Genomic DNA, 19,102 nt, shown 5'->3' with positions numbered 1-19,102 from the left:
GGTAATAATTCGTCGACTACTTAGCTATGATTCTATCATGCCCATTGCAAAAGCACAAAGCGATTACTTATGCAGCATGTGGAACACTTGCTCCACGTCCTTGTCGCCCCGACCGGACAAGTTGAGAATCAGTATCTTGTCCTTATCTAGCGTTGGTGCGAGCTTCTTCGCATAGGCAACCGCGTGCGAGCTTTCAAGCGCAGGAATAATACCTTCCGTCCGCGAGAGCTCCTGGAACGCTTCAAGCACTTCTTCATTCGTTACCGTGACATACTCCGCACGGCCGTTTACTTTCATATTGCTGTGCTCCGGTCCGATACCCGGATAGTCCAGCCCAGCGGCAATCGAATACGTCTTCTTCGGGTTGCCTTCCTCATCGAGCAGCACGAGACATTTGAATCCGTGCAGCACGCTAGGCACGCCTTCCGTGAGCGACGGCGCTTGATCAGGTTCAACGCCGATGAGACGAACGGATGGCTCGTCGATATAGTGAGCGAACGCCCCGATTGCGTTACTGCCACCACCGACGCAAGCGAGGACGGCATCCGGCAGACGACCTTCTTTTTCGAGAATTTGACGCTTCGACTCTTCACTGATGACCGATTGGAAATGCTTCACCATCGTCGGGAACGGATGCGGCCCAACCGCCGAACCGAGCAGATAGAACGTATTGCGATAGTTCGCGATGAGATCATTCAACGCTTCGTCTACAGCATCCTTCAGTCGGCCTTGGCCCTTCTCAACCGGGACGACTTTGGCGCCTAGCAGCTCCATTCGGAACACGTTAAGCGATTGACGGCGTGTGTCCTCTGCCCCCATGTAGATGATGCATTCCATGTCGAACATCGCACATGCCGTCGCTGTTGCAACTCCGTGCTGTCCTGCGCCTGTTTCTGCAATGACGCGCTTTGCGCCCATTCGTTTGGCGAGCAGGATTTGTCCGATTACATTATTGATTTTGTGCGCGCCTGTATGGTTTAGGTCCTCGCGTTTCAAATAAATCTTCGCGCCGCCCCACTTCTCGGTTAGCTGCTTCGCATAGGTTAGCGGATTCTCCCGGCCTACGTATTCGCGCAGATAGTAACGGTATTCTTCAATGAATTCAGGGTCGTCTTTGTACTTAAGAAACTGAGATTCCAGATAATCTAACACTTCCTGCAGTTCAGGTGGAACGAAGCTACCGCCAAACTCGCCAAAATATCCTCTTTCTGCCATCTCTCCAGCCTCCATAAGATCAATTCGTTAACCTATGTAACCCCTTCCATTTTAAGGATGTATGTCTCTTTTTGTCAAAAGAATTCTAGATGCACGCAAAAAAAAGGACGGAGCGATTAATAACTGCTTTGTCCTGTTTTGAAGTAAAACGATCTCTGATCTTCGTCGATAATGGTTAACCTTGAGAATTGATATAATTTGTAATAAATGTGAATACGTCATTGATCTTGTACGGATTGTGTCCTGCTGTGCTCTCACTTGTAAATTGAGTTTCGACTGCTGCGATCAAACTAACTTGAATCGTTTCATTATCAATTACTGCATTAATCGCTGCAAGTGCGGCTGTAGAAATGCCGTCGCTCACATCGCGGTATGCAACATGATTCACATAAGCCGTTTGCAATGCTTCGAAATCATCAACCGTTATGCTCTCATTAGAGGCTAATTTCGTTGAAAAAGCCAATTTCGCTGTTTCATATGCGACACCATGATCAAATGCGGATTTCACAGCTGCGATTGATTCATAGCCGCCGTCCGGCATCGAATCGATGACGTAATTGGCAACCGATCCCTGACGGTTTTTCGCTATAAAGGTTGAATCATTATAGGCGGTCAATACTAGACCTAAGCCGCTTGCATTCGTTTCAAGTACTAATTCCATCGCAGCTTTATCATCAGCTCCGTCAACTGCAGCCAGCAAATTAATTAGCACATACACATCATTGATCTTGTACGGATTGAGTCCTGGGCTACTTTCATCAGTAAACTGTGCTTCGACTGCTGCGATCAAACTAACTTGAATCGTTTCATTATCAATTACTGCATTAATCGCTGAAAGAGCGGTTGTCGAGATGCTATCGCTCACTCCGCCACGGTACACAACATGGTTGTTGTATGCCGTTTGCAATGCTTCGAAATCATCAACCGTTATGCTCTCATTAGAGGCTAATTTCGTTGAAAAAGTCAATTTCGCTGTTTCATATGCAACACCATTGTCGAAAGCGATTACTACAGCTGCGATTGATTCATAGCCGCCATCCGGTCTAGAGTCGATGACGTATTGCGCAACCGATCCCTGACGGTTTTTCGCTACAAAGGTTATATCATTGTAGGCGGACATTTCACCCATATCCAGACCTAAGCTTTCTACATTCATTTCAAGCACTGACTTCATCGTCACTTTATCCGTAGCTCCATCAACTGCTGCCAGCAAATTAATGAGCGCATATACATCGTTGATCTTGTACGGATTGTGTTTTGGAGTACTTTCATCATTAAATTGAGCCTCAACAGCTGCGATCAAACTAGCTTGAATTGTTACATTGTCTATGACGGCATTAATCGCTGCAAGAGCGGCTGTCGAAATGCTGTCGCTCACTCCGTCACGGTACACAACATGGTTGTTGTATGCCGTTTGCAACGCTTCGAAATCACCAACCGTCACTCCCTCATCAGAGGCTAACTTCGTTGAAAAAGTCAGTTTTGCTGTTTCATAAGCCACACCATGGTTGAATGCGGATTTCACAGCTGCGATCGATACGTATCCATTCTCTGGTCTTGAATCATATACGTAATTCGCAACCGATGTCTGACGGCTTTTAGCTTGGAAATTTGTTTCATTATAAGCAGTCAGGTTGAGTTTCAAATCCGATGCGTATGTTTCCAGTGCAACTTGCATTGTATCTTTAGACGCACCGTTAATCGCAGTTAGTGCAGCGCTACTCGTATTATTATTACTACTATCGCTACCTACGCTAGTCGTGTCATTATTTCTAAGATTGATCGGCGTGGTTTCAAAGGAAGAATCTTTCGCCGTTTCCTTAACAGTCGCATTCTCAATCGTACCTAGTCCAAGAACCTTCAGTACAGCATTCAGCACAAGATTGATAACCTTCGCATCTTCACTTAATTTAAGCTCGACGTCTTCTGATTCCTGATTGACGTTAAAATCATTCACGGAACCTTCCAACATATCGATTGTCATCGTAGAAGATGAAACGTTAATCTCATCGAAAGTTCCCTTTAGCGTGACAACTGAATCGTTGGGCAATAGATTTGATAGATTCACAATGTCAAATCCCGTACCCTTGTCAGTATTCGACTCCAGCTTCGCTCCAGATTGCAATGTGACTTCTTTGATTGAAGTCGAACCTTCCGCCACGATTCGAATTTGACCGGTCGCTTTATCCACGAATACCGTAACAAGAATCGAATCCTTGATGTGAATCGAATTCACGCCTCCGCCTTTAACGGTCGTCGTGCCTTTAACGGTAACATTATTAAGGAATACATCGCCTTCGCCGATTCCTTCAGCAAGAAGCAGATCGCCTTCGATAATGACGTTTTGGAGGCTTACACCAGTAGTAGCAATGACTACGTTGCCCTTAATCGTTTCGCTTCCGGAAGCAGGTCCGTATGTACCGGCTGTATTATAAGTTGTTGTTGTTGCATTCTGTGTGGTCTGTGTGAGAGCTCTGTCCAAAAGCACAACAGCCTCTGCCCGCGTTAGCTGTTTTTTCGGTTGGAACGCTTGATCAGCAATGCCTTGAAGCAGGCTTAGGGATGCGATTGCCCCGACAGCCCCTTTGCTCCACTCCGCGATTTGATCCTTATCGAAAAACACGCTAGTACCATCCGCTTTATTGTCTAATTTAAGCAATTTCGCAACAATAACAGCCGTTTCCTCACGAGTAATCGTGCGATCAAAACGTATCGTAGAGTCCGCATAGCCATGAATATAACCAGCGTTTACCGCCTTTTGAACAACTTCGTATTTCCAATCCTTGTTTTTCAAATCTTTGAATTGAATATCCGAGACTTGCGTAAATCCAAATGCACGATTAATAAGTGCCATCAATTCACCGCGGCTAATTGACTTGTCCGGCTTAAAGGAACCATCACTATACCCGTTGATTAAACCTTTTTCGATCCAGCTCTTAATTTTAGTTTCTGCCCAGTTTCCTTCAATGTCCGACCCTGTAGCCTTCTGAGTGGCAAAAGCTTGTGAACTGAATACAAGCAGCAAGGTCAAAATCATGATAATCGATTTCTTAAATAATGATGACTTTGTCATATCTAACCCTCCGAGTCTTATTTGTTTACTACTATTCATTCCATGATCGCTAAGAGAATGGGAAAAACAGGATATATAAATGAGTATAACGAACTAGTTTCAAAGTTGTCAATTTATATCGTATTTTGTCGAAAAGTAGTATTGCAACATTAACAGGCTAATCATCGGGCGAGTATCTCCATAACACAAAATGAAAATCTAACAAAACTCTAATACGCATTAGAGATGTTCCTTAACACGATTCACATAAAGTAAACTTATCCACCGTTGAAAGTGAGGAATTTTTTTTGAAACAGCTATTCCAATCCATAAGGGCTAAAATTTTAATTATTCTGCTGCTTGTTGGACTTGTTCCTTTACTCGCCGCATCATCGCTATTCATCTACCTGCTTAGCGGTAATCTGAAGCAAAATGCAGAGCAAACTCTCGAGCAGCGCGCCCAGCTGAACGCAAATGACTTAGATACATGGATGACTCAGAAAATTAACACACTCGTCAATGTCACGAACGCGCATCCCGAGTTTATGGAAGCAAAGCCGGAACAGGTGCTGCAAGTACTGCGCACTCTAACTCAGAGCGATAAAGAAGTCGATGATTTCGCTTATGTGGATCCGAGCAAGATGGCATACGACACCAAAGGTCCTGTATTCGACGCCTCGACCTTCACGAACATCATCCAAGCGGAGAAGCAGAAGAAGTTGCAAGTTTCCGATATTCTCGTGAAGGCAGGAACGGACCAGAAGATTGTCATCGTCGATAATCCGCTCGTGAATGCGAAAGGCGAGTTCCGCGGACTAACGCAGGAGCTTATTCTGGCGGATGAAATTTTGAAGCGGATAGAAACCATCAAATTCGGAACAAATGGATTCGGTTATTTGGTATCGCCTTCGGGAACGATCCTCGTCCATCCTAATGCAGATTTTATCGGGAAGAATATATCGGATGTCGCATCGAGCGAAACCGCGAATACATTCAAGCAAGTGGCGCTTACCTCCAATGAAGGATATTTCACGGATAATTGGGATCAGCAGCTGAGAAGCACATCTTTTGCCGAGATGAAGTCTACCGGATGGAAAGTGGTCATTACCATCCCGCAGACCGAACTCATGAAAGAAGTTAATAGCCTTACCCGAACGATCATCATCATTATCGTCATCTGTTTGCTAGGAGTCATTGCGCTCGCTGTTGTCGTAGCACGCCTCTTTCAGAAGCCGGTGCTGCAGATCAGCGCCTTGATGGAGATTGTCGCAGATGGTGATCTGAGAGAACGTCTGGACGCGAACGGTCACGATGAGATCAGTGCGTTGAAGCGACATATTAACACGATGCTGGATGCCATGCAGAGCATGATCGGCAAAGCGCTCCAGACATCAAGAAGCGTTGCAGCCGCAAGCAGCGAGATTTCACTCAGTACCGACGAAGTAGCACGAGGCAGCATGAGTCAGGCTTCAGCTTCGCAAGACATCTCCGATCTGTTCCAAGGATTGTCAGCGGCAATACGAGGTATCGATCATATCTCCGCACAAGCCTCTGCGTTATCCGAGCAAACGGTTGCCATCGCTGTGAGCGGTGGTGAAGATGTGAATTCATCAATTGAGGGCATGCAGCAGTTGAAGGAGAAGATGACACTGTTAGAGCGAGACTCCGCAAAGATCGGTGAAATCATCGATATCATCGATGAAATTTCCGAGCAGACGAATTTGCTCGCGCTGAACGCGGCCATTGAGGCTGCACGTGCGGGAGAACAAGGTAGGGGCTTCGCCGTCGTAGCCGAGGAAGTACGGAAGCTTGCTGAACGTAGCGGGGAAGCAACTAAGGAAATTACAGAGATCATCAAGCAGATGCAGCAAAATACAGAAATGAGCGTAAATGCGGTCTCCGAAGGGGCTATCCAATCCCAGAAGACATTCACCGCTTTTGATCAAATCGCCCAAATTGTCAATGAAACCGCGCAGAAGGTTAAAGAGATTAAACTTGCAAGTAACTCTCAATTAATGCAAACTGGGAAAGTTATGGAAGCGATTGAATCCGTCGCAGCAGTTAGCGAAGAGACAGCTGCTTCCGCTGAGCAAACGGCGTCCTCTTCGCAATCTCTTGAGTACCTCGCAGAAGAGCTTAGCAGAACGGTTGATCGGTTTAAAGTGAATAGCTGAGTGCCTCGTAAGCCAACGCTAAAAAACCTCCTTATCCATCTGAAGTGATTGGATGGACAAGGAGGTTTTTCTGCTTTTGCCGAAAGAATTCTGGATAACTATGCACCCAAGCAGCAGCATTATGCAGAATCTCGCGGTATGCACGGAATGAAGCGTTCAATCGACCCGTCAAAAGGAAACTGCCTCAGAGCAATGCGCTCCTGCAAGCGCTCGACCTCTTGCCTCACCCTAGCAATCAACTCGGGAGGATATTCGAACTTCGCGGCGTGACTAACAAATTCATCCTCGTCAACGATCTCCCACTTGCCGCGCTTATAGATGAGGTCAATATCCAAATCTACGAATGTAACCATGCAGCCTTCCATTCTGGCCGGCTCACTGATGTTGCAATAGTACTGAGCAATTTTCCCATTGATGACATCTGCGCTCACCGTAAACCAGAAATCGAACGGGAAACATTCGATCGTCCAGTTTTCCACAATAAATGTCTTCCCTTTCGTAAAATGCTTCAGCTTCCTTCCATAGTGTCCGAGAACGAAAATATGCGAGTCTGTTCGCTCAAGCAGCGTGGTACGCCATTCATAATGCGGGCGATCGCCATATTTACGAGCTTGTATGGTAACGCTCGCAGACAACCACTTCGCGGTTTCTTCGAGGATCGTAAGATCACGAAGAAGCATGAATCTATCCGATTCGTCCACGTTTTGTTGAAGCGCTGCCTTCATGATTTCTACTGCAGCGTCTATATCCATCCATTCTACCTGCATCCCGAGGGCAATTTCTTCATCCGTTAGAGAAATGCTAGTAGAATGCTGCACGACTTTCCCTGCATAACAAGAGGAATGCTGGAGGAACGCGTTGCTAACTTTGTGCTCCTCAATATACCCTAATTCATGAATCACTTCCGCAATGCAGCCTGTTTCCTCCAGAATTTCACGCAGGAAAGCACTCTGAGGATCTTCCCCCTCTTCAACGCCACCACCAGGCAGCTTGTAGAGCTGCAGCTTCGTCATATGCATCATCGCTACTTTCCATTCGCTGTCGAACAGAACGCCTCTGGCAGCATAGCGGGAGACGGTATCTAACCATTTTGGCGTGTCACCAGACCAGTCGCTGTCCGTAATTCTTCTTATTAATTGCATCTGCTAGCCCTCCTTAACCAGAGAAGGACGCTTTCGGGCTGACCTTACAATGCGATCCATGGACCCGTTCACGTCCAACTCGTAATTCGAATTATGGCAGTTGTCCTGAGCCTGCGTAGCGCAATGAGTTGCTATTCCACGTATAGATGGCTTCCGCTGCATTCCAGCCGCCTCATCTAAGTATTTCTTCCAGTACATATGGATTTTGCCCTTCGCATCAATTTCGACGCCTTGGTCGCCCATCGTGCTGAGCACTTGGTTGTATCCGTTGCTCTTTAACCGGTATACGTACATTTGTGTGTTGGACGGCCCGTAACCAAACGATACAGCTACGTGTTTCTCCTTGTTATTCATTGTTCAGATCAGCGGATTTCAATAATCTAATCGTTTCATGCGGGTACTTCTTCTTCAAAATGGATTGCGGACTGACAGCGGCCGCGCTTGCGGGATTCGGGTTAAGACCGACAGCCAGAACGAGTAATGCGATGAGTTACACGAGTGCGATGTGTTTCTTCATGAGTGCCCCTTTTTTAAACAAAATAATGTTTAATCAGGTTAATTTTACCACACAGGACATCTGAAATCATCAGACCTTAACAGGAGGTATCATTGCGTTGGCGTGTCCTGCTTATAAGTGAATTACCGGCTGATATTGCCAGCACCCCTTCTCTAAATTCACCTATACTCTATGAAATATGAGCAAACAAAACTGGCATCCATCATGACACCTTCTTCTGCATCAAATGTAATTGTATAAGTCCCCCACCTTCCATCTAAAATCCTCCCTTAAACCGTTACATCCTGCCCTTGAATAACGAACGCACATTCGCATATAATAAGAACAAACGTTCCTCTCCTTAGGAAGTGAAAATCATCAATGAAAGATCGCATCATCATGCTTATTGACTGTCAATCATTCTACGCATCGGTGGAGAAAGCAACTCATCCTGAATACGCCAATAAACCTGTCGTTGTTGCTGGTGATCCTGAACGCCGTAGTGGGATAATCTTGGCTGCTTGTCCAATCGCCAAAGCTAAGGGTGTAAAAACGGCAGAGCGCTTAGGTGAAGCTTTAGCCAAATGTCCAGAATTGGTTGCAATTCGACCACGTATGCAAACCTATATAAGCGTCTCTTTAATGATTACAGAGGCATATAAAACGTTTACTCCTCTCGTTGAGCCATGGAGTATTGATGAGCAATTCTTAGATTTATCTGGATCGACATCACTCTTTGGTTCTCCGTTTGAGATCGCAAGACAAATACAGGCAACAGTTATGCTATCGACAGGCGTATGGGTACGAGCTGGAATTAGTTCGACCAAAGTACTTGCAAAGATGGCTACAGACAATTTCGCAAAGAAAAGTGAATCTGGCATTTATGAACTGCCGCAAGATCGGCTCGAATCTACTCTTTGGCCTTTGACCATAAATAACATGTACATGGTTGGTTCTAAAATGACGATGCATTTTATGCGTATGGGCATAAATACAATTGGTGATCTAGCGCGGCTGGAATTGTATGAAGTTAAGCGTCGTATGCGTTCTCGTATGGGTAAACAGAGTGATATTAAGGCAACGTACTACTGGCAAACGGCACGAGGAATAGACCCTAGCCCTGTCGTCTCTGGATCGATTGTCGCTCCAAAATCTATTGCTCGTGGTCGAGCTTTACGTTGGAGTAATTATCAAACGTTAGAGGAGATTGAACCGTTACTGCTGGAATTGGTGATCGAGGTCTGTCGTACAAGTAGACACTATAAATATCATGGTCATAAAGTCTCTGTCAGTGTTGGAACGACGAACGGTGTAGCCTCAAGCGGATTTAGCCGTCAGATGACTCTTAGTGATCCGAGTTGCTTGGAGCATCACATTTTAAAAGCTGCACACAATTTATTCTTGGCTCATTGGGATGGCAATCCTCTAACTCATCTTTCTGTCGATCTATCTCAATTAAGTGACAACAGCGTTTACCAACTCGACATGTTTGAAGACTTACCACGACATCATAATTTGGCTTTAGTTAAGGATTCGATCAAAAACAAATTCGGTGAAGCTTCTATATTAAGTGCGTCTTCGCTGCTTAAATCAGCCCAGGCGAGGGAAAGAGCCAATATGATTGGAGGCCACTTTAAATGAGTAAATTACTTGAAGGAAATGGCAGATGGGAAACGAAATTCATGTCCCCAGAACATCGTGAGCAACTTATCGAGCAGAACAACCCAAATAAACCAGCACCACTTCAGTTGTCACAACAAACGATGGAACTTGTACGCGAATCCGTACTGTTGCCAATTATGATGACGATAGTCGATAATAACCGTTTAGAGATTGAACGTTCGAATCATACTCTAAAGTTGCTTTATGCAGATTCAGCCAGATTATTGTTAGGCGTAATACATTCTGATTTGGTTAAAGTAAAAAAAGAACTGAGAGAGAATCAGATTAAAGTCATTGAGGATGAACGAATTGATGACGCTGTTCATTATAAATTTTTCTACAAAGGCTATGAACACAAATTTGCTTTGATGCGTTTCGTCGTTCGCTCAGAGGTGAGTGTACGTCTTGGCAAATATATCGCAAATATCGAAGCTATGTTTAATAAGATACTAAAAGAAGGAAAATCTTGAAATTGTGTTGCGGCTTCAACATCCCATCGATTATCATAGTCGATGGGTTTCACTTTATCTACATCTCCTGCTCTTGGGATTAGGGAAATTTCGGAGTAATGACAGAAGAAATAAGCGAGGTATGATTATATTGGCGAAATCAAAAATTCCTAAACGTCCTACGCGAGATGAGTTTGTATTAGAGGAGTTAGGTAATCAACTTTCAGAAGCATTCCATGACAGTTCAACAATCGAATTGAGCGTGTGGGGATGGGAAGATACCGTACGAGGACAGATTGTCAAAATGGACTCTAGAACAGGCAAAGTACACGTTAATACATCAAATGGAGAAGAGAAGGTTCCATTTATGGATATTATGAGTATGAATTATCCGAGGGATTAAATAGAGTTAACTGGACTTCATCTCGATTGAAAAAAACACCCAAGGGATTATCGGATAAAGCGCCTTGCTCAACGCACCATTGAATCAATTGCATTAGGATGTCGTTAACTTTCGTGATACGCATAACAAAAATACCTCCTTTGCAATATCTGATTTAGTCAGATATTGCAAAGGAGGTAATAGCTTTTACGAATATCCTGTGTGGTAAGTTTAAACGCACAGGATTATATGGTTTAAATATAAGTACATACACCACGTGAAAATAAAAAAAACCTTGATTCATCAAGGTTTCTTGTTGGATGCCGAGGACGGGAATCGAACCCGTACGGTGGTCACCCACCGCAGGATTTTAAGTCCTGTGCGTCTGCCAGTTCGCTGAACAGGCATGTGCCAAAGCATCAGTCATACTAGCACATACACCGGCAACCGCATTCTGGAAAAAGAAAACATAACATCGTGCAATGCAGGTAGCTCCAAATCATGAGGGATATCAAAACTGTTTGAATATATGGCATCAAGCCCTTGTTCAGAGAGAAGGGCAAATACTTCTTGAACGGAACGATAAAGATTAAATTTCGGTTCCTTCGTCCGGGTAGCCAAATATCGGAGTATAAATGCAATAGTCGCTATTTGCTGCTGTGAAATTATCGTATCCAAGCGAGAAACATCCACCGTCTCTTTTCCCAGATGAATCGTATTATTGTCGACATACATATATTCAAAGATCCGATTACTCTCTGCATCTCTTTTAAAGGAGGAAAGCGAGTCCGTTCTCACCCATCTCTCTACCTTCCACCGCACCTCATGTTCATCTTCTCTTTCGTAGAATTCAAACGTATTTTGCTTGAACGGCATTAATTCCCTATTATAGTTATGCAGTGTATAGTTTTTCATCATGTACACATTATCAGCTAAATCCAGATATTCACTGGTTCCACCAATAATAAGAATTGTCGAAACACTCGATTTGTTATACAAATGACGGACACGATCTGTAAAAGGAACTATGGGATCATCTTGAATAATTTGTTTCATACGGGAATCACGTATCATAAAGTTAGTTGCTGTTCTGTCTTCATCTATCAGCAATGCTTTGCATCCAAATGAAACAGCCTCGATAATATTGGCAGCTTGTGAGGTGCTTCCACTGGCATGATAGGAACTAAAAGCCTTGGTATTGGAATGCGGGATATCCCGTATAAAAGGTGTAATGTCCAGGGAAGATACACTGCGTCCATCCTCTGCAATGATTTTGCAGCTTCTCTCTTCGGTGATGCAATATTCACGCCCATCCCCAGGAACATGATTGTATATGCCCGAAAGAATACTGTCTAACAGCGTGCTTTTCCCAGAATAACCTCCTCCAGTTATAACGGTTACGCCTTCGGCAATCCCCATTCCTTTAACAACAAAGCCATCTGATAATGTAATTTCGATCTCATCTTCAGTTGGGGAAATAAAGGGAACGGCATCGCCTAGCGGTTTTTCTCCTTTCCCCCGCGGGAGAACACTGTTATTGGCTATAAAACATACCAATTTCCGCTCCTGCAATAAACTTCGGATCTCCATTTGTCTTCTATACACGGTATTAAATAGAACGCATGTATCATTGTCGAAGAAGTCAACAAAATCTCTAATCGCCTTTCCTAATTCCTTTCTCACAATTTTTACTGATAATTTACCTGCAACAACATTCCGTTTCTCCATCATGTGCACAGGGAAACGGATTACCATCGTGATATTCAGCATGTCATCTTTAAAAAAACAGCTATTGCGGACAATTACCTTTTGGTTAGGTTCATGTATAAATATTTTGCCTGAGAATTTCTCTTTCCCCGTCTTATGCTCTTGTTCCAAATCTATCTTCTCGATAAGAGAAACAAAAGCCCGCAAACAATAGTCGGCTGTTGATGCATCTAAAGATCTATTCCGGTTTTCTAGGCTTAACATCTCAACAGGAAACTGAACCGTAAACTTTACATATTCGGGTTTTGATTTATGCGTTTCACTACAGACTATAGTTACTCCATTGTATGAATAAACGTTATCGTTTTTATATAAGACTCTTAATGAAGTAACATCGGAGAGATCACAAGAACTTAATAATTTGATGAGCCTGTTCATAGTCATTCACCTCTATAACTACAATTTAGATTTCCACTTTAAGTAACATCATAACAATAATTATTATAAGTAGAATAGGTTCAATACGTTTATATCTGAACTATCCTGCCCGTTGCAATCTTTCCAGTCAATAGCAGCATTGTTGCGACTATTCTTACTCGTTTTCTTTTCAAAATAAAAATCCCTCCTTCGGCTTGTTTGAGCAAGTCACGAAAAAGGGATATATCATTCGAATCCTGTTTGGTGTACAGGTATCACAGGACTCGTGCATGATTAGCGTTGTTGTATAAAATAAAAAAACCTTGATTCATCAAGGTTTCTTGTAGGATGCCGAGGACGGGAATCGAACCCGTACGGTGGTCACCCACCGCAGGATTTTAAGTCCTGTGCGTCTGCCAGTTCCGCCACCCCGGCATGAAAGTTATGGTTGAGGAAATGATGGGCCCTGAGGGACTCGAACCCCCGACCAATCGGTTATGAGCCGACCGCTCTAACCAACTGAGCTAAGGGCCCTTACGATGATAATCGAAAGGTTGGTTGCGGGGGCAGGATTTGAACCTGCGGCCTTCGGGTTATGAGCCCGACGAGCTACCGAGCTGCTCCACCCCGCGATAACATCAATTCACTTCAAACATTCAATGGCGACAAGAATTAATATACTATATGAGGCAAGTATTAGTCAAGCCTTAATATTCTAAGGGAGGAATCGAACACCAAATCGACCTTTGCGCGACCGGAACACTTCGATTTCTTGAGGACACTCGTAACCGTACACCCACCAATCATTCTCCATCCGTCTTACTAAGCAGCCTGCCTGAAACTTGGTCTCGTACAGTTTCCCCCAATAGATCCATTTCATGCGCCTCGCTCCTTTCTTTGCCGTTTTGACTAGGATACCCGAATTTCGGAAAATCAAGCATTCACCCCCAAAACGATAAAAACCCGCACCGGCGTAAATGCACCGATGCGGCTCCTGTAATCATTGCAAAGCTTCTAAACTTTATCCTTTAGCGCCACCTGGATTCACATACACGTCCCCGCCTACACCGCCGCCGTCAACCGGATCAAGCGGGCCATTCGGGTTATCCTTGATCTTCTGCAGCATGGCGTCGCCTTTCGTCTGCCATTCCTTCAATGCATCCTCGACCGATTTCTTGCCCTGAATGACCTCCTGGAAGAGCGGCTGCGCGAGGTTCTGCACTTGGTACAGGTTCTGACGTTCGCGATACAGTTTATCCAGCTCAACATCCTGAGCCGGTACCGGCTTCAGTGCATAGAACGCGCCAATATTATAGCTCATCCCTTCCTTCGGCTTCAGGAACGACTTACGGGATACCATCTCGTACGTGCTACGCGACTTTAGCTTCGCCCATTCCTTGCTATTATTGAAGCGGATGAAGTCCCACGCGTCCTCGCTGTTCTGCGCCTTCGCGTTAATCGCCATTAGATTGCTCAAATAGATATTTCCGCCGATGCCTGGCGCTTCCTGAAACTGTGGCACTGTTACGACATCCCAATCGATAACTGGTTTGTTGGGATTTTTGGCAGCGTAATCTTTCAGCTTCGACAGCTCGTTAATATAGTCATAGCCCGCTACAGTCATGGCAAGGCGCCCGTTAATGAACAAATCGCCTTGGAACGGATCGTACACATCTTTACTTGAATCATCAAGCGGTCGTGGTCCTCCGCCCCCATTATTGAGATCTTCAGCTGACGGCACGATTTTCTCTTTATACAAGCCCGCCAGATCATTCCAAACTTTACGCCACTGCGGCTGGTCAACAGTCATTTTCTCCGCTTTGTTATCGAACATCTTCAGCTGCAGCGGAGCTGCGTAGCTCTGGGAATCATAGAACGGGTCGCCTCCCCAGCGGTTGAAGGCAAGCCCGAACTTGCGCTCTTTGCCATCTCCCTTAGCGAGGCGCTTCGCCAGCGCAATAACATCAGGCCATTCCATGCTATCCGTTGGAAGCGTAACACCTGCCTCCGTAAACAGCTTCTTATTGTAAAAGAGTGCTGAACCGCTAAATGTCGGCGTGAGTGCATACAAGTATCCATCGCCAGCATCCTTGATTCCATTGATGACCGTCGGAACGAAGTCGTCGATATCAAACTCATCTTCTTGAATGATGGGATCAAGCTGCTTAAGCAGGTTATCCTGTACTGCGCGCTTGAGATAAGTAGATTCGAGGATAACGACGTCTGCAGGGTTGCTGCCTGTCAGCATCTCTTTCATTTTCTCATAAGGATCAGGCTGCTTCTTATTCGGATCTGGCTCCTCGAATCGTTGTTCGTCATAGTTGATTGCGGAGACGATCTCAATATCTATGTTTGGGTGCAGCAGCTCGTAGCTGTCCGTAAACTGCTGGCGCAAATACGGATCATTATCCGAGTTTGAATACATAAATCCGACGCGGAGAACATGCCGATCCGCATCACTGTCGCTATCCCCTTTCGTACACGCCGCTAGCGTAGACGTGAGCATGAGCGCGCTGACCGCAGCCGCTGCTGACCTCTTCCATACGACTCGCTTACGATTCTCTCTTCTCTCCATGTTCGTTTACCCCTCCAATGATTTAGGCGGTGAAATGATAATACGCTCCCCATCAAACTCCATCGATGCACGATCTGTAATTTGCAGTGCGGTTAAGTACGCTTTTGGGATTTGGAGCCTGCCCACGCGGTCTACGACAACATACTCCTCATGAATCGAATGTATGCCACCTTCACCCTCGCCGAGGCCAACTCCGTCCCCGCGCTGTTGAACGTCATCCAGGTTCGGATTTCTCTTAACAAACTCCGTACTCGTTAGCCCATCCCGAATCGCCACCACCCGGTCAACCTTGCTAGCGAGTGATAAATCATGCGTTACGATGACGACCGTGATGCCAAGCTCTTGGTTCAGCCTGCGAAAAATATCCATAATGAGATCGCTCGTCACCGTATCTACCGAACCGGTTGGTTCATCTGCAAGCAGCAGCTTCGGCCGGTTCGCAAGCGAGATTGCAATCGCAACCCGTTGCTGCTCCCCACCGGAGAGCTGATGCAGCTTGTTATGCATCCGCTCCTTCAAGCCAACCCATTCGAGCAGCTGCTTCGCATAGGCGCGGTCAAGCCGAGAGGACAGCATCATTGGCATCTCCACATTCTCGAGCGCTGTCAAGTACGGCAGCAGGTTGCGAGCATTGCTCTGCCAGATGAAGCCGACCGTATCACGTTTGTACGCAACAAGCTGCTCCTCTGTGATTTTTAGCAAATCCCAAGGCCCGACATGAACCTGACCGGCAGACGGACGATCCAAGCCGCCGAGAATATTGAGCAGCGTCGACTTCCCGCTTCCGCTGTTGCCGATGATCGCCATCATCTCTCCGTCCCGCACGTGTAGATTAAGACCTTGCAGCGCGACGACCTCGAGATCGTCTGATTTATAAATCTTTACAAGTCCTTCGCACGTAATCATAATGCTGCTACCGCTCCTCTCCCATCTTCACGGCTTGATGAACACGCAATCTGCGGATGTGAACGAGCATGAGCAGCGCGCCCATCAGCATCATACAGCCGACGACGATATACAGCTGCGTCGTGTCCTTTGCCTCAAACACGACCCGGAATGGCGGAACAGAGTTCGCCACATTATCCGTCGTTTGCAGGAAGGGTAGGAACAGCAAGCTCGTAATCTTACCAATGAGAATGCCAAGCCCAATAGACAGCCCCGCTGTAAACAGCTGCTCGAGCAAGAGCATTCCAGTGAGCTGCTTGCGAGACAGCCCCATCGCCCTCAGTACACCGAACTGAACGATCCGCCCAGACAGGTTGAAGAACCAGAAGAGCAGGTAGCCAACCAGCGACACGATGATCGAGACGAGGAAACCGAGACTTAGAATGCCGAACACACCGCCCCGAGTCGGATGCTTCGACTCTGCAGCAAGCTCGATCCGCACATCCTGCACATTCGCGAGCTCAATGCCTTTGCTCTCAAGCTCCTTCATGATCGGCCCGGTTAGCGCGCCTGGCTTCATTTTGAGCCACACGTCGTAAGGGATCATTGGCACTTGGTCGTAGATATAATCGAGATTCGCGATCAGGAATGGCGATTGATCCGGATACTGACTCGGCCAATACGGGACGATACCGACGACGACGAAATCAATCACACCGTCCGGCAAACCCACCGATATTGGAGAGCCAAGCTTCAACTGATACTTCTCTGCTACCTTGGAAGGGACAATAGCTGCATGTTCATAAAGGCCTAAGTTTTTCAAATAGGAATACGGATGAGAAGGATACAGGTCATTGCGGAACCAACCGACTTTGGCAAAATCGACATTATCAATTCCCACTAATGTACCTTGTCCAATGGACTTGTCAGCTACCAAGATGTTGGCTTTCGTCTGTAACACGCGGGCTGCCGCTTCAACTCCGGTCAACGTACGGAATACTTCAAAAGGTGGTTCAGAATAGACAATTTTCGTCGGGACTGGCGTACTGCCCCCTCCGGAACCTGAACCGCCTGAACCGCCTCCACTTCCGCCGCTTCCTCCTCCATTTCCACCTCCGCCTTGACCGCCGCTACCGCCATTGCCACCGCCTTGAGAGCCAGAGCCGCCAGTATTCTGCACCTCTGCACTACCCTCCCACACCGTCTGCATCACGACATCTGTTCCGTACTTGTAGAGCGTTCGCTCCGTGGAGTTCAGATCAATCGTTCTTGCAGCCGAAGCGTTATAGACACCAAGGCCGAGAGTTAAGATGAGCAAAATCATAAGCGGATAGTACGCTCTCGATGAGCGGGACAGCTGGGTTAGCGTCAGAAATAAAGGAACAGGCAGCACTTTGCGGCCGATCCAATTGAACAGCTTCAATAGCCACGGAAATACACGCAGGAAGAAGAGTCCCATTGCGAATATCGCAAGCGCCGGCACGAAGAACAGAAACGGCTGCACGTTCAGCTGATCTGTCGTTAAATTACTCTTGAACGAAATCATCTGCCGTTCATTGAATAAGTACCAGCCATAGCCGGACACAGCGAGGAGCAGCACATCGCCATACCAACGCTGCCACAACGGCTTGCGGTCTGAACGCGCAAGCTGCTTCTTGTAATCGACGATAGACGCCTTCGCATAGATAATAGCGGGAATAATCGTCGCAAGCAGCGCCAGCACAACTGCGCCAACACCAGCTACGATAGCTTCCGTAGAAAATCCAACCGGAAGCGACTTCCGATTGACGAATTCGAGAAAACCATTAGCGGAGCCAATACTCTTCGCCATAAACCAGCCGAGCATCGGCCCGATAATAAGCGCGATAATGCCAAGCAGCAGTCCTTCTACGAAGTAAATGCGGAAGATCTGCCGCGTTCCTGCGCCCCGGCTCCGCAGAACCGCAATATCGCTGCGCTGCTTATCCAGCGCTTGCCTTGCATTCATCGCGATGAAGTAGAACACCATCGCGAGCATTGGCGCTGCCAGCGTGAACAGGAGCAGCTGCAGCTGCAAGCTCTGCTTCTTGAACTCGCCGAGGAGCTTCGCGAACGAAATCTCGACTCGCGTTTTCTGGAGTCGCTGATACAGCTCAATATTGAGTCGGTCGAGCGTCTTCCCTAGCGGTGACAGCTGGCTCGTTTGAATGTCTCTCAGATCAAAGGCATAGAACCAGTTCGCGGTGTGCATCGGGATTTTGCGATCCTCAAGCAGCCCTTGCTGGAACGCTTTCTCCCCGATCTGCAGCGTGCTCATCATGCCTTCCAGCCCTTGATACCAGTACGGATCGGTCTCATTGAGCGGCTTGTAGGCACCTACAATCTTCACATGAAGCGTCAGATTAAGCCCGCTATAGATTGGATACTCGAACACGTCTCCAATATGCACGTCGCTTTGGTACATCGCTTCTTGCATCATTACCGCTTCGACCGTATCATCCGCTAGGGCCGAGTCTGTATACCAGCGTCCTTGCGTCAGCTCAACTTTCTTGTCGAGCCCGGACATCGCCGTCAGCGCCATCTTCCGCACACGGCTCGCATCGACCTTAGTCGGATCAACAGGTGTGAGCTCTGCACTTCGGATCGAATAGCTCTGCACATACGTACCGAACGGGAATCCGATCTCCTTCGGCACATCCTCCCGCACATATCGGCTCACCTCAGTCAGCGCCTTGACGTCAGTCGTCTCCGTCTCCTGATATCGCATTAAGAGAGAGCCTGCCGGCAATCCACCGCTCTCATCCTTCAGCGACTGCGCGACAACCCGCTTCAGCGCACCGTCCGCATACATCGGGATACTTGTTGCGAATGCGACAGCAATGATTAACCCGACAAGCGAGCTTAACGTGAGCCATCTGGTATTCCACATTTTCCGTAATAGAAATCGAAATAACGGCATCCCCATAC

Annotated in this window: 13 protein-coding genes and 4 tRNA genes; 4 read left to right on the top strand and 13 right to left on the bottom strand. The window is 46.6% G+C overall.

All coding sequences use genetic code 11. The annotated features are described in order from the left end of the window. Window positions 1–63: 63 nt before the first annotated feature. Window positions 64–1,215 carry a tryptophan synthase subunit beta gene (gene trpB / locus BMY11_RS07040; RefSeq protein WP_371262763.1) on the bottom strand — a complete coding sequence of 384 codons (1,152 nt, stop codon included), beginning with the start codon at window positions 1,213–1,215 and terminating at the stop codon, window positions 64–66. Window positions 1,216–1,390: 175 nt separating this feature from the next. Next, entirely contained in the window at window positions 1,391–4,288 is a 2,898-nt protein-coding gene (locus BMY11_RS07035) for an S-layer homology domain-containing protein (protein ID WP_177182536.1), read from the bottom strand. 287 nt (window positions 4,289–4,575) lie between these two features. Here BMY11_RS07035 and BMY11_RS07030 point away from each other — a divergent pair, with 287 nt between their 5' ends. Further along, entirely contained in the window at window positions 4,576–6,441 is a 1,866-nt protein-coding gene (locus BMY11_RS07030) for a methyl-accepting chemotaxis protein (protein WP_090573775.1), read from the top strand. Between the two features lie 119 nt (window positions 6,442–6,560). Here the strand turns inward: BMY11_RS07030 and BMY11_RS07025 are convergent, their stop codons facing one another. Further along, window positions 6,561–7,583 carry a DUF402 domain-containing protein gene (locus BMY11_RS07025; RefSeq protein ID WP_090573774.1) on the bottom strand — a complete coding sequence of 341 codons (1,023 nt, stop codon included), beginning with the start codon at window positions 7,581–7,583 and terminating at the stop codon, window positions 6,561–6,563. A 3-nt stretch (window positions 7,584–7,586) separates the two neighbouring features. After that, window positions 7,587–7,937 (bottom strand): hypothetical protein, encoded by a 351-nt coding sequence (locus BMY11_RS07020; protein ID WP_090573773.1) that lies wholly within the window; start codon window positions 7,935–7,937, stop codon window positions 7,587–7,589. Window positions 7,938–8,460: 523 nt separating this feature from the next. Here BMY11_RS07020 and BMY11_RS07015 point away from each other — a divergent pair. The 3 genes from BMY11_RS07015 to BMY11_RS07005 all read left to right on the top strand — a co-directional run bounded on the left by BMY11_RS07015 (window position 8,461) and on the right by BMY11_RS07005 (window position 10,593). Beyond that, window positions 8,461–9,720, top strand: coding sequence for a DNA polymerase IV (locus BMY11_RS07015; protein ID WP_090573772.1), 1,260 nt, complete (start codon window positions 8,461–8,463; stop codon window positions 9,718–9,720). Then, window positions 9,717–10,211 carry a YhjD family protein gene (locus BMY11_RS07010; protein WP_090573771.1) on the top strand — a complete coding sequence of 165 codons (495 nt, stop codon included), beginning with the start codon at window positions 9,717–9,719 and terminating at the stop codon, window positions 10,209–10,211. Before BMY11_RS07015 ends, BMY11_RS07010 begins: the two co-directional genes overlap by 4 nt. Before the next feature lie 130 nt (window positions 10,212–10,341). Next, complete coding sequence (locus BMY11_RS07005) at window positions 10,342–10,593, top strand: YolD-like family protein (RefSeq protein ID WP_090574413.1); 252 nt, start codon at window positions 10,342–10,344, stop codon at window positions 10,591–10,593. A 303-nt stretch (window positions 10,594–10,896) separates the two neighbouring features. Here BMY11_RS07005 and BMY11_RS07000 read toward each other — a convergent pair. From BMY11_RS07000 to BMY11_RS06965, 9 genes are all read right to left on the bottom strand, one after another. Next, window positions 10,897–10,970 (bottom strand) — tRNA-Leu (locus BMY11_RS07000). 25 nt (window positions 10,971–10,995) lie between these two features. Next, window positions 10,996–12,717 carry a P-loop domain-containing protein gene (locus BMY11_RS06995; RefSeq protein WP_177182535.1) on the bottom strand — a complete coding sequence of 574 codons (1,722 nt, stop codon included), beginning with the start codon at window positions 12,715–12,717 and terminating at the stop codon, window positions 10,996–10,998. 328 nt (window positions 12,718–13,045) lie between these two features. After that, window positions 13,046–13,131, bottom strand: a tRNA-Leu gene (locus tag BMY11_RS06990). 25 nt (window positions 13,132–13,156) lie between these two features. Further along, a tRNA-Ile gene (locus BMY11_RS06985) sits at window positions 13,157–13,230 on the bottom strand. A 21-nt stretch (window positions 13,231–13,251) separates the two neighbouring features. Continuing rightward, a tRNA-Met gene (locus tag BMY11_RS06980) sits at window positions 13,252–13,328 on the bottom strand. Window positions 13,329–13,411: 83 nt separating this feature from the next. Further along, window positions 13,412–13,576: a hypothetical protein gene (locus BMY11_RS28765; protein WP_177182534.1), complete on the bottom strand. Its 165-nt coding sequence runs from the start codon at window positions 13,574–13,576 to the stop codon at window positions 13,412–13,414. 141 nt (window positions 13,577–13,717) lie between these two features. Further along, on the bottom strand, window positions 13,718–15,271 hold the full coding sequence (locus BMY11_RS06975; protein WP_090573769.1) for an ABC transporter substrate-binding protein: 1,554 nt from the start codon (window positions 15,269–15,271) through the stop codon (window positions 13,718–13,720). A 6-nt stretch (window positions 15,272–15,277) separates the two neighbouring features. Further along, on the bottom strand, window positions 15,278–16,177 hold the full coding sequence (locus BMY11_RS06970) for an ABC transporter ATP-binding protein (RefSeq protein ID WP_090573768.1): 900 nt from the start codon (window positions 16,175–16,177) through the stop codon (window positions 15,278–15,280). 7 nt (window positions 16,178–16,184) lie between these two features. Next, entirely contained in the window at window positions 16,185–19,100 is a 2,916-nt protein-coding gene (locus tag BMY11_RS06965; protein WP_090573767.1) for an ABC transporter permease, read from the bottom strand. Between the last annotated feature and the right edge of the window lie 2 nt (window positions 19,101–19,102).

This window comes from Paenibacillus sp. OV219, from assembly GCF_900110075.1.
Classification (GTDB): Bacteria; Bacillota; Bacilli; order Paenibacillales; family Paenibacillaceae; genus Paenibacillus_Z.
The sequence above is the reverse complement of the archived record's forward strand: the minus strand, read 5'-3'. Positions and strand labels throughout refer to the sequence as shown.

Coding starts and splice junctions, on each gene's coding strand:
- BMY11_RS06970 (WP_090573768.1), bottom strand. CDS start 16,177: ATGATTACGTGCGAAGGACTTGTAAAGATTTATAAATCAGACGATCTC.
- BMY11_RS07025 (WP_090573774.1), bottom strand. CDS start 7,583: ATGCAATTAATAAGAAGAATTACGGACAGCGACTGGTCTGGTGACACG.
- BMY11_RS06965 (WP_090573767.1), bottom strand. CDS start 19,100: ATGGGGATGCCGTTATTTCGATTTCTATTACGGAAAATGTGGAATACC.
- BMY11_RS06995 (WP_177182535.1), bottom strand. CDS start 12,717: ATGAACAGGCTCATCAAATTATTAAGTTCTTGTGATCTCTCCGATGTT.
- BMY11_RS06975 (WP_090573769.1), bottom strand. CDS start 15,271: ATGGAGAGAAGAGAGAATCGTAAGCGAGTCGTATGGAAGAGGTCAGCA.
- trpB (WP_371262763.1), bottom strand. CDS start 1,215: ATGGCAGAAAGAGGATATTTTGGCGAGTTTGGCGGTAGCTTCGTTCCA.
- BMY11_RS28765 (WP_177182534.1), bottom strand. CDS start 13,576: ATGAAATGGATCTATTGGGGGAAACTGTACGAGACCAAGTTTCAGGCA.
- BMY11_RS07020 (WP_090573773.1), bottom strand. CDS start 7,937: ATGAATAACAAGGAGAAACACGTAGCTGTATCGTTTGGTTACGGGCCG.
- BMY11_RS07035 (WP_177182536.1), bottom strand. CDS start 4,288: ATGACAAAGTCATCATTATTTAAGAAATCGATTATCATGATTTTGACC.
- BMY11_RS07015 (WP_090573772.1), top strand. CDS start 8,461: ATGAAAGATCGCATCATCATGCTTATTGACTGTCAATCATTCTACGCA.
- BMY11_RS07010 (WP_090573771.1), top strand. CDS start 9,717: ATGAGTAAATTACTTGAAGGAAATGGCAGATGGGAAACGAAATTCATG.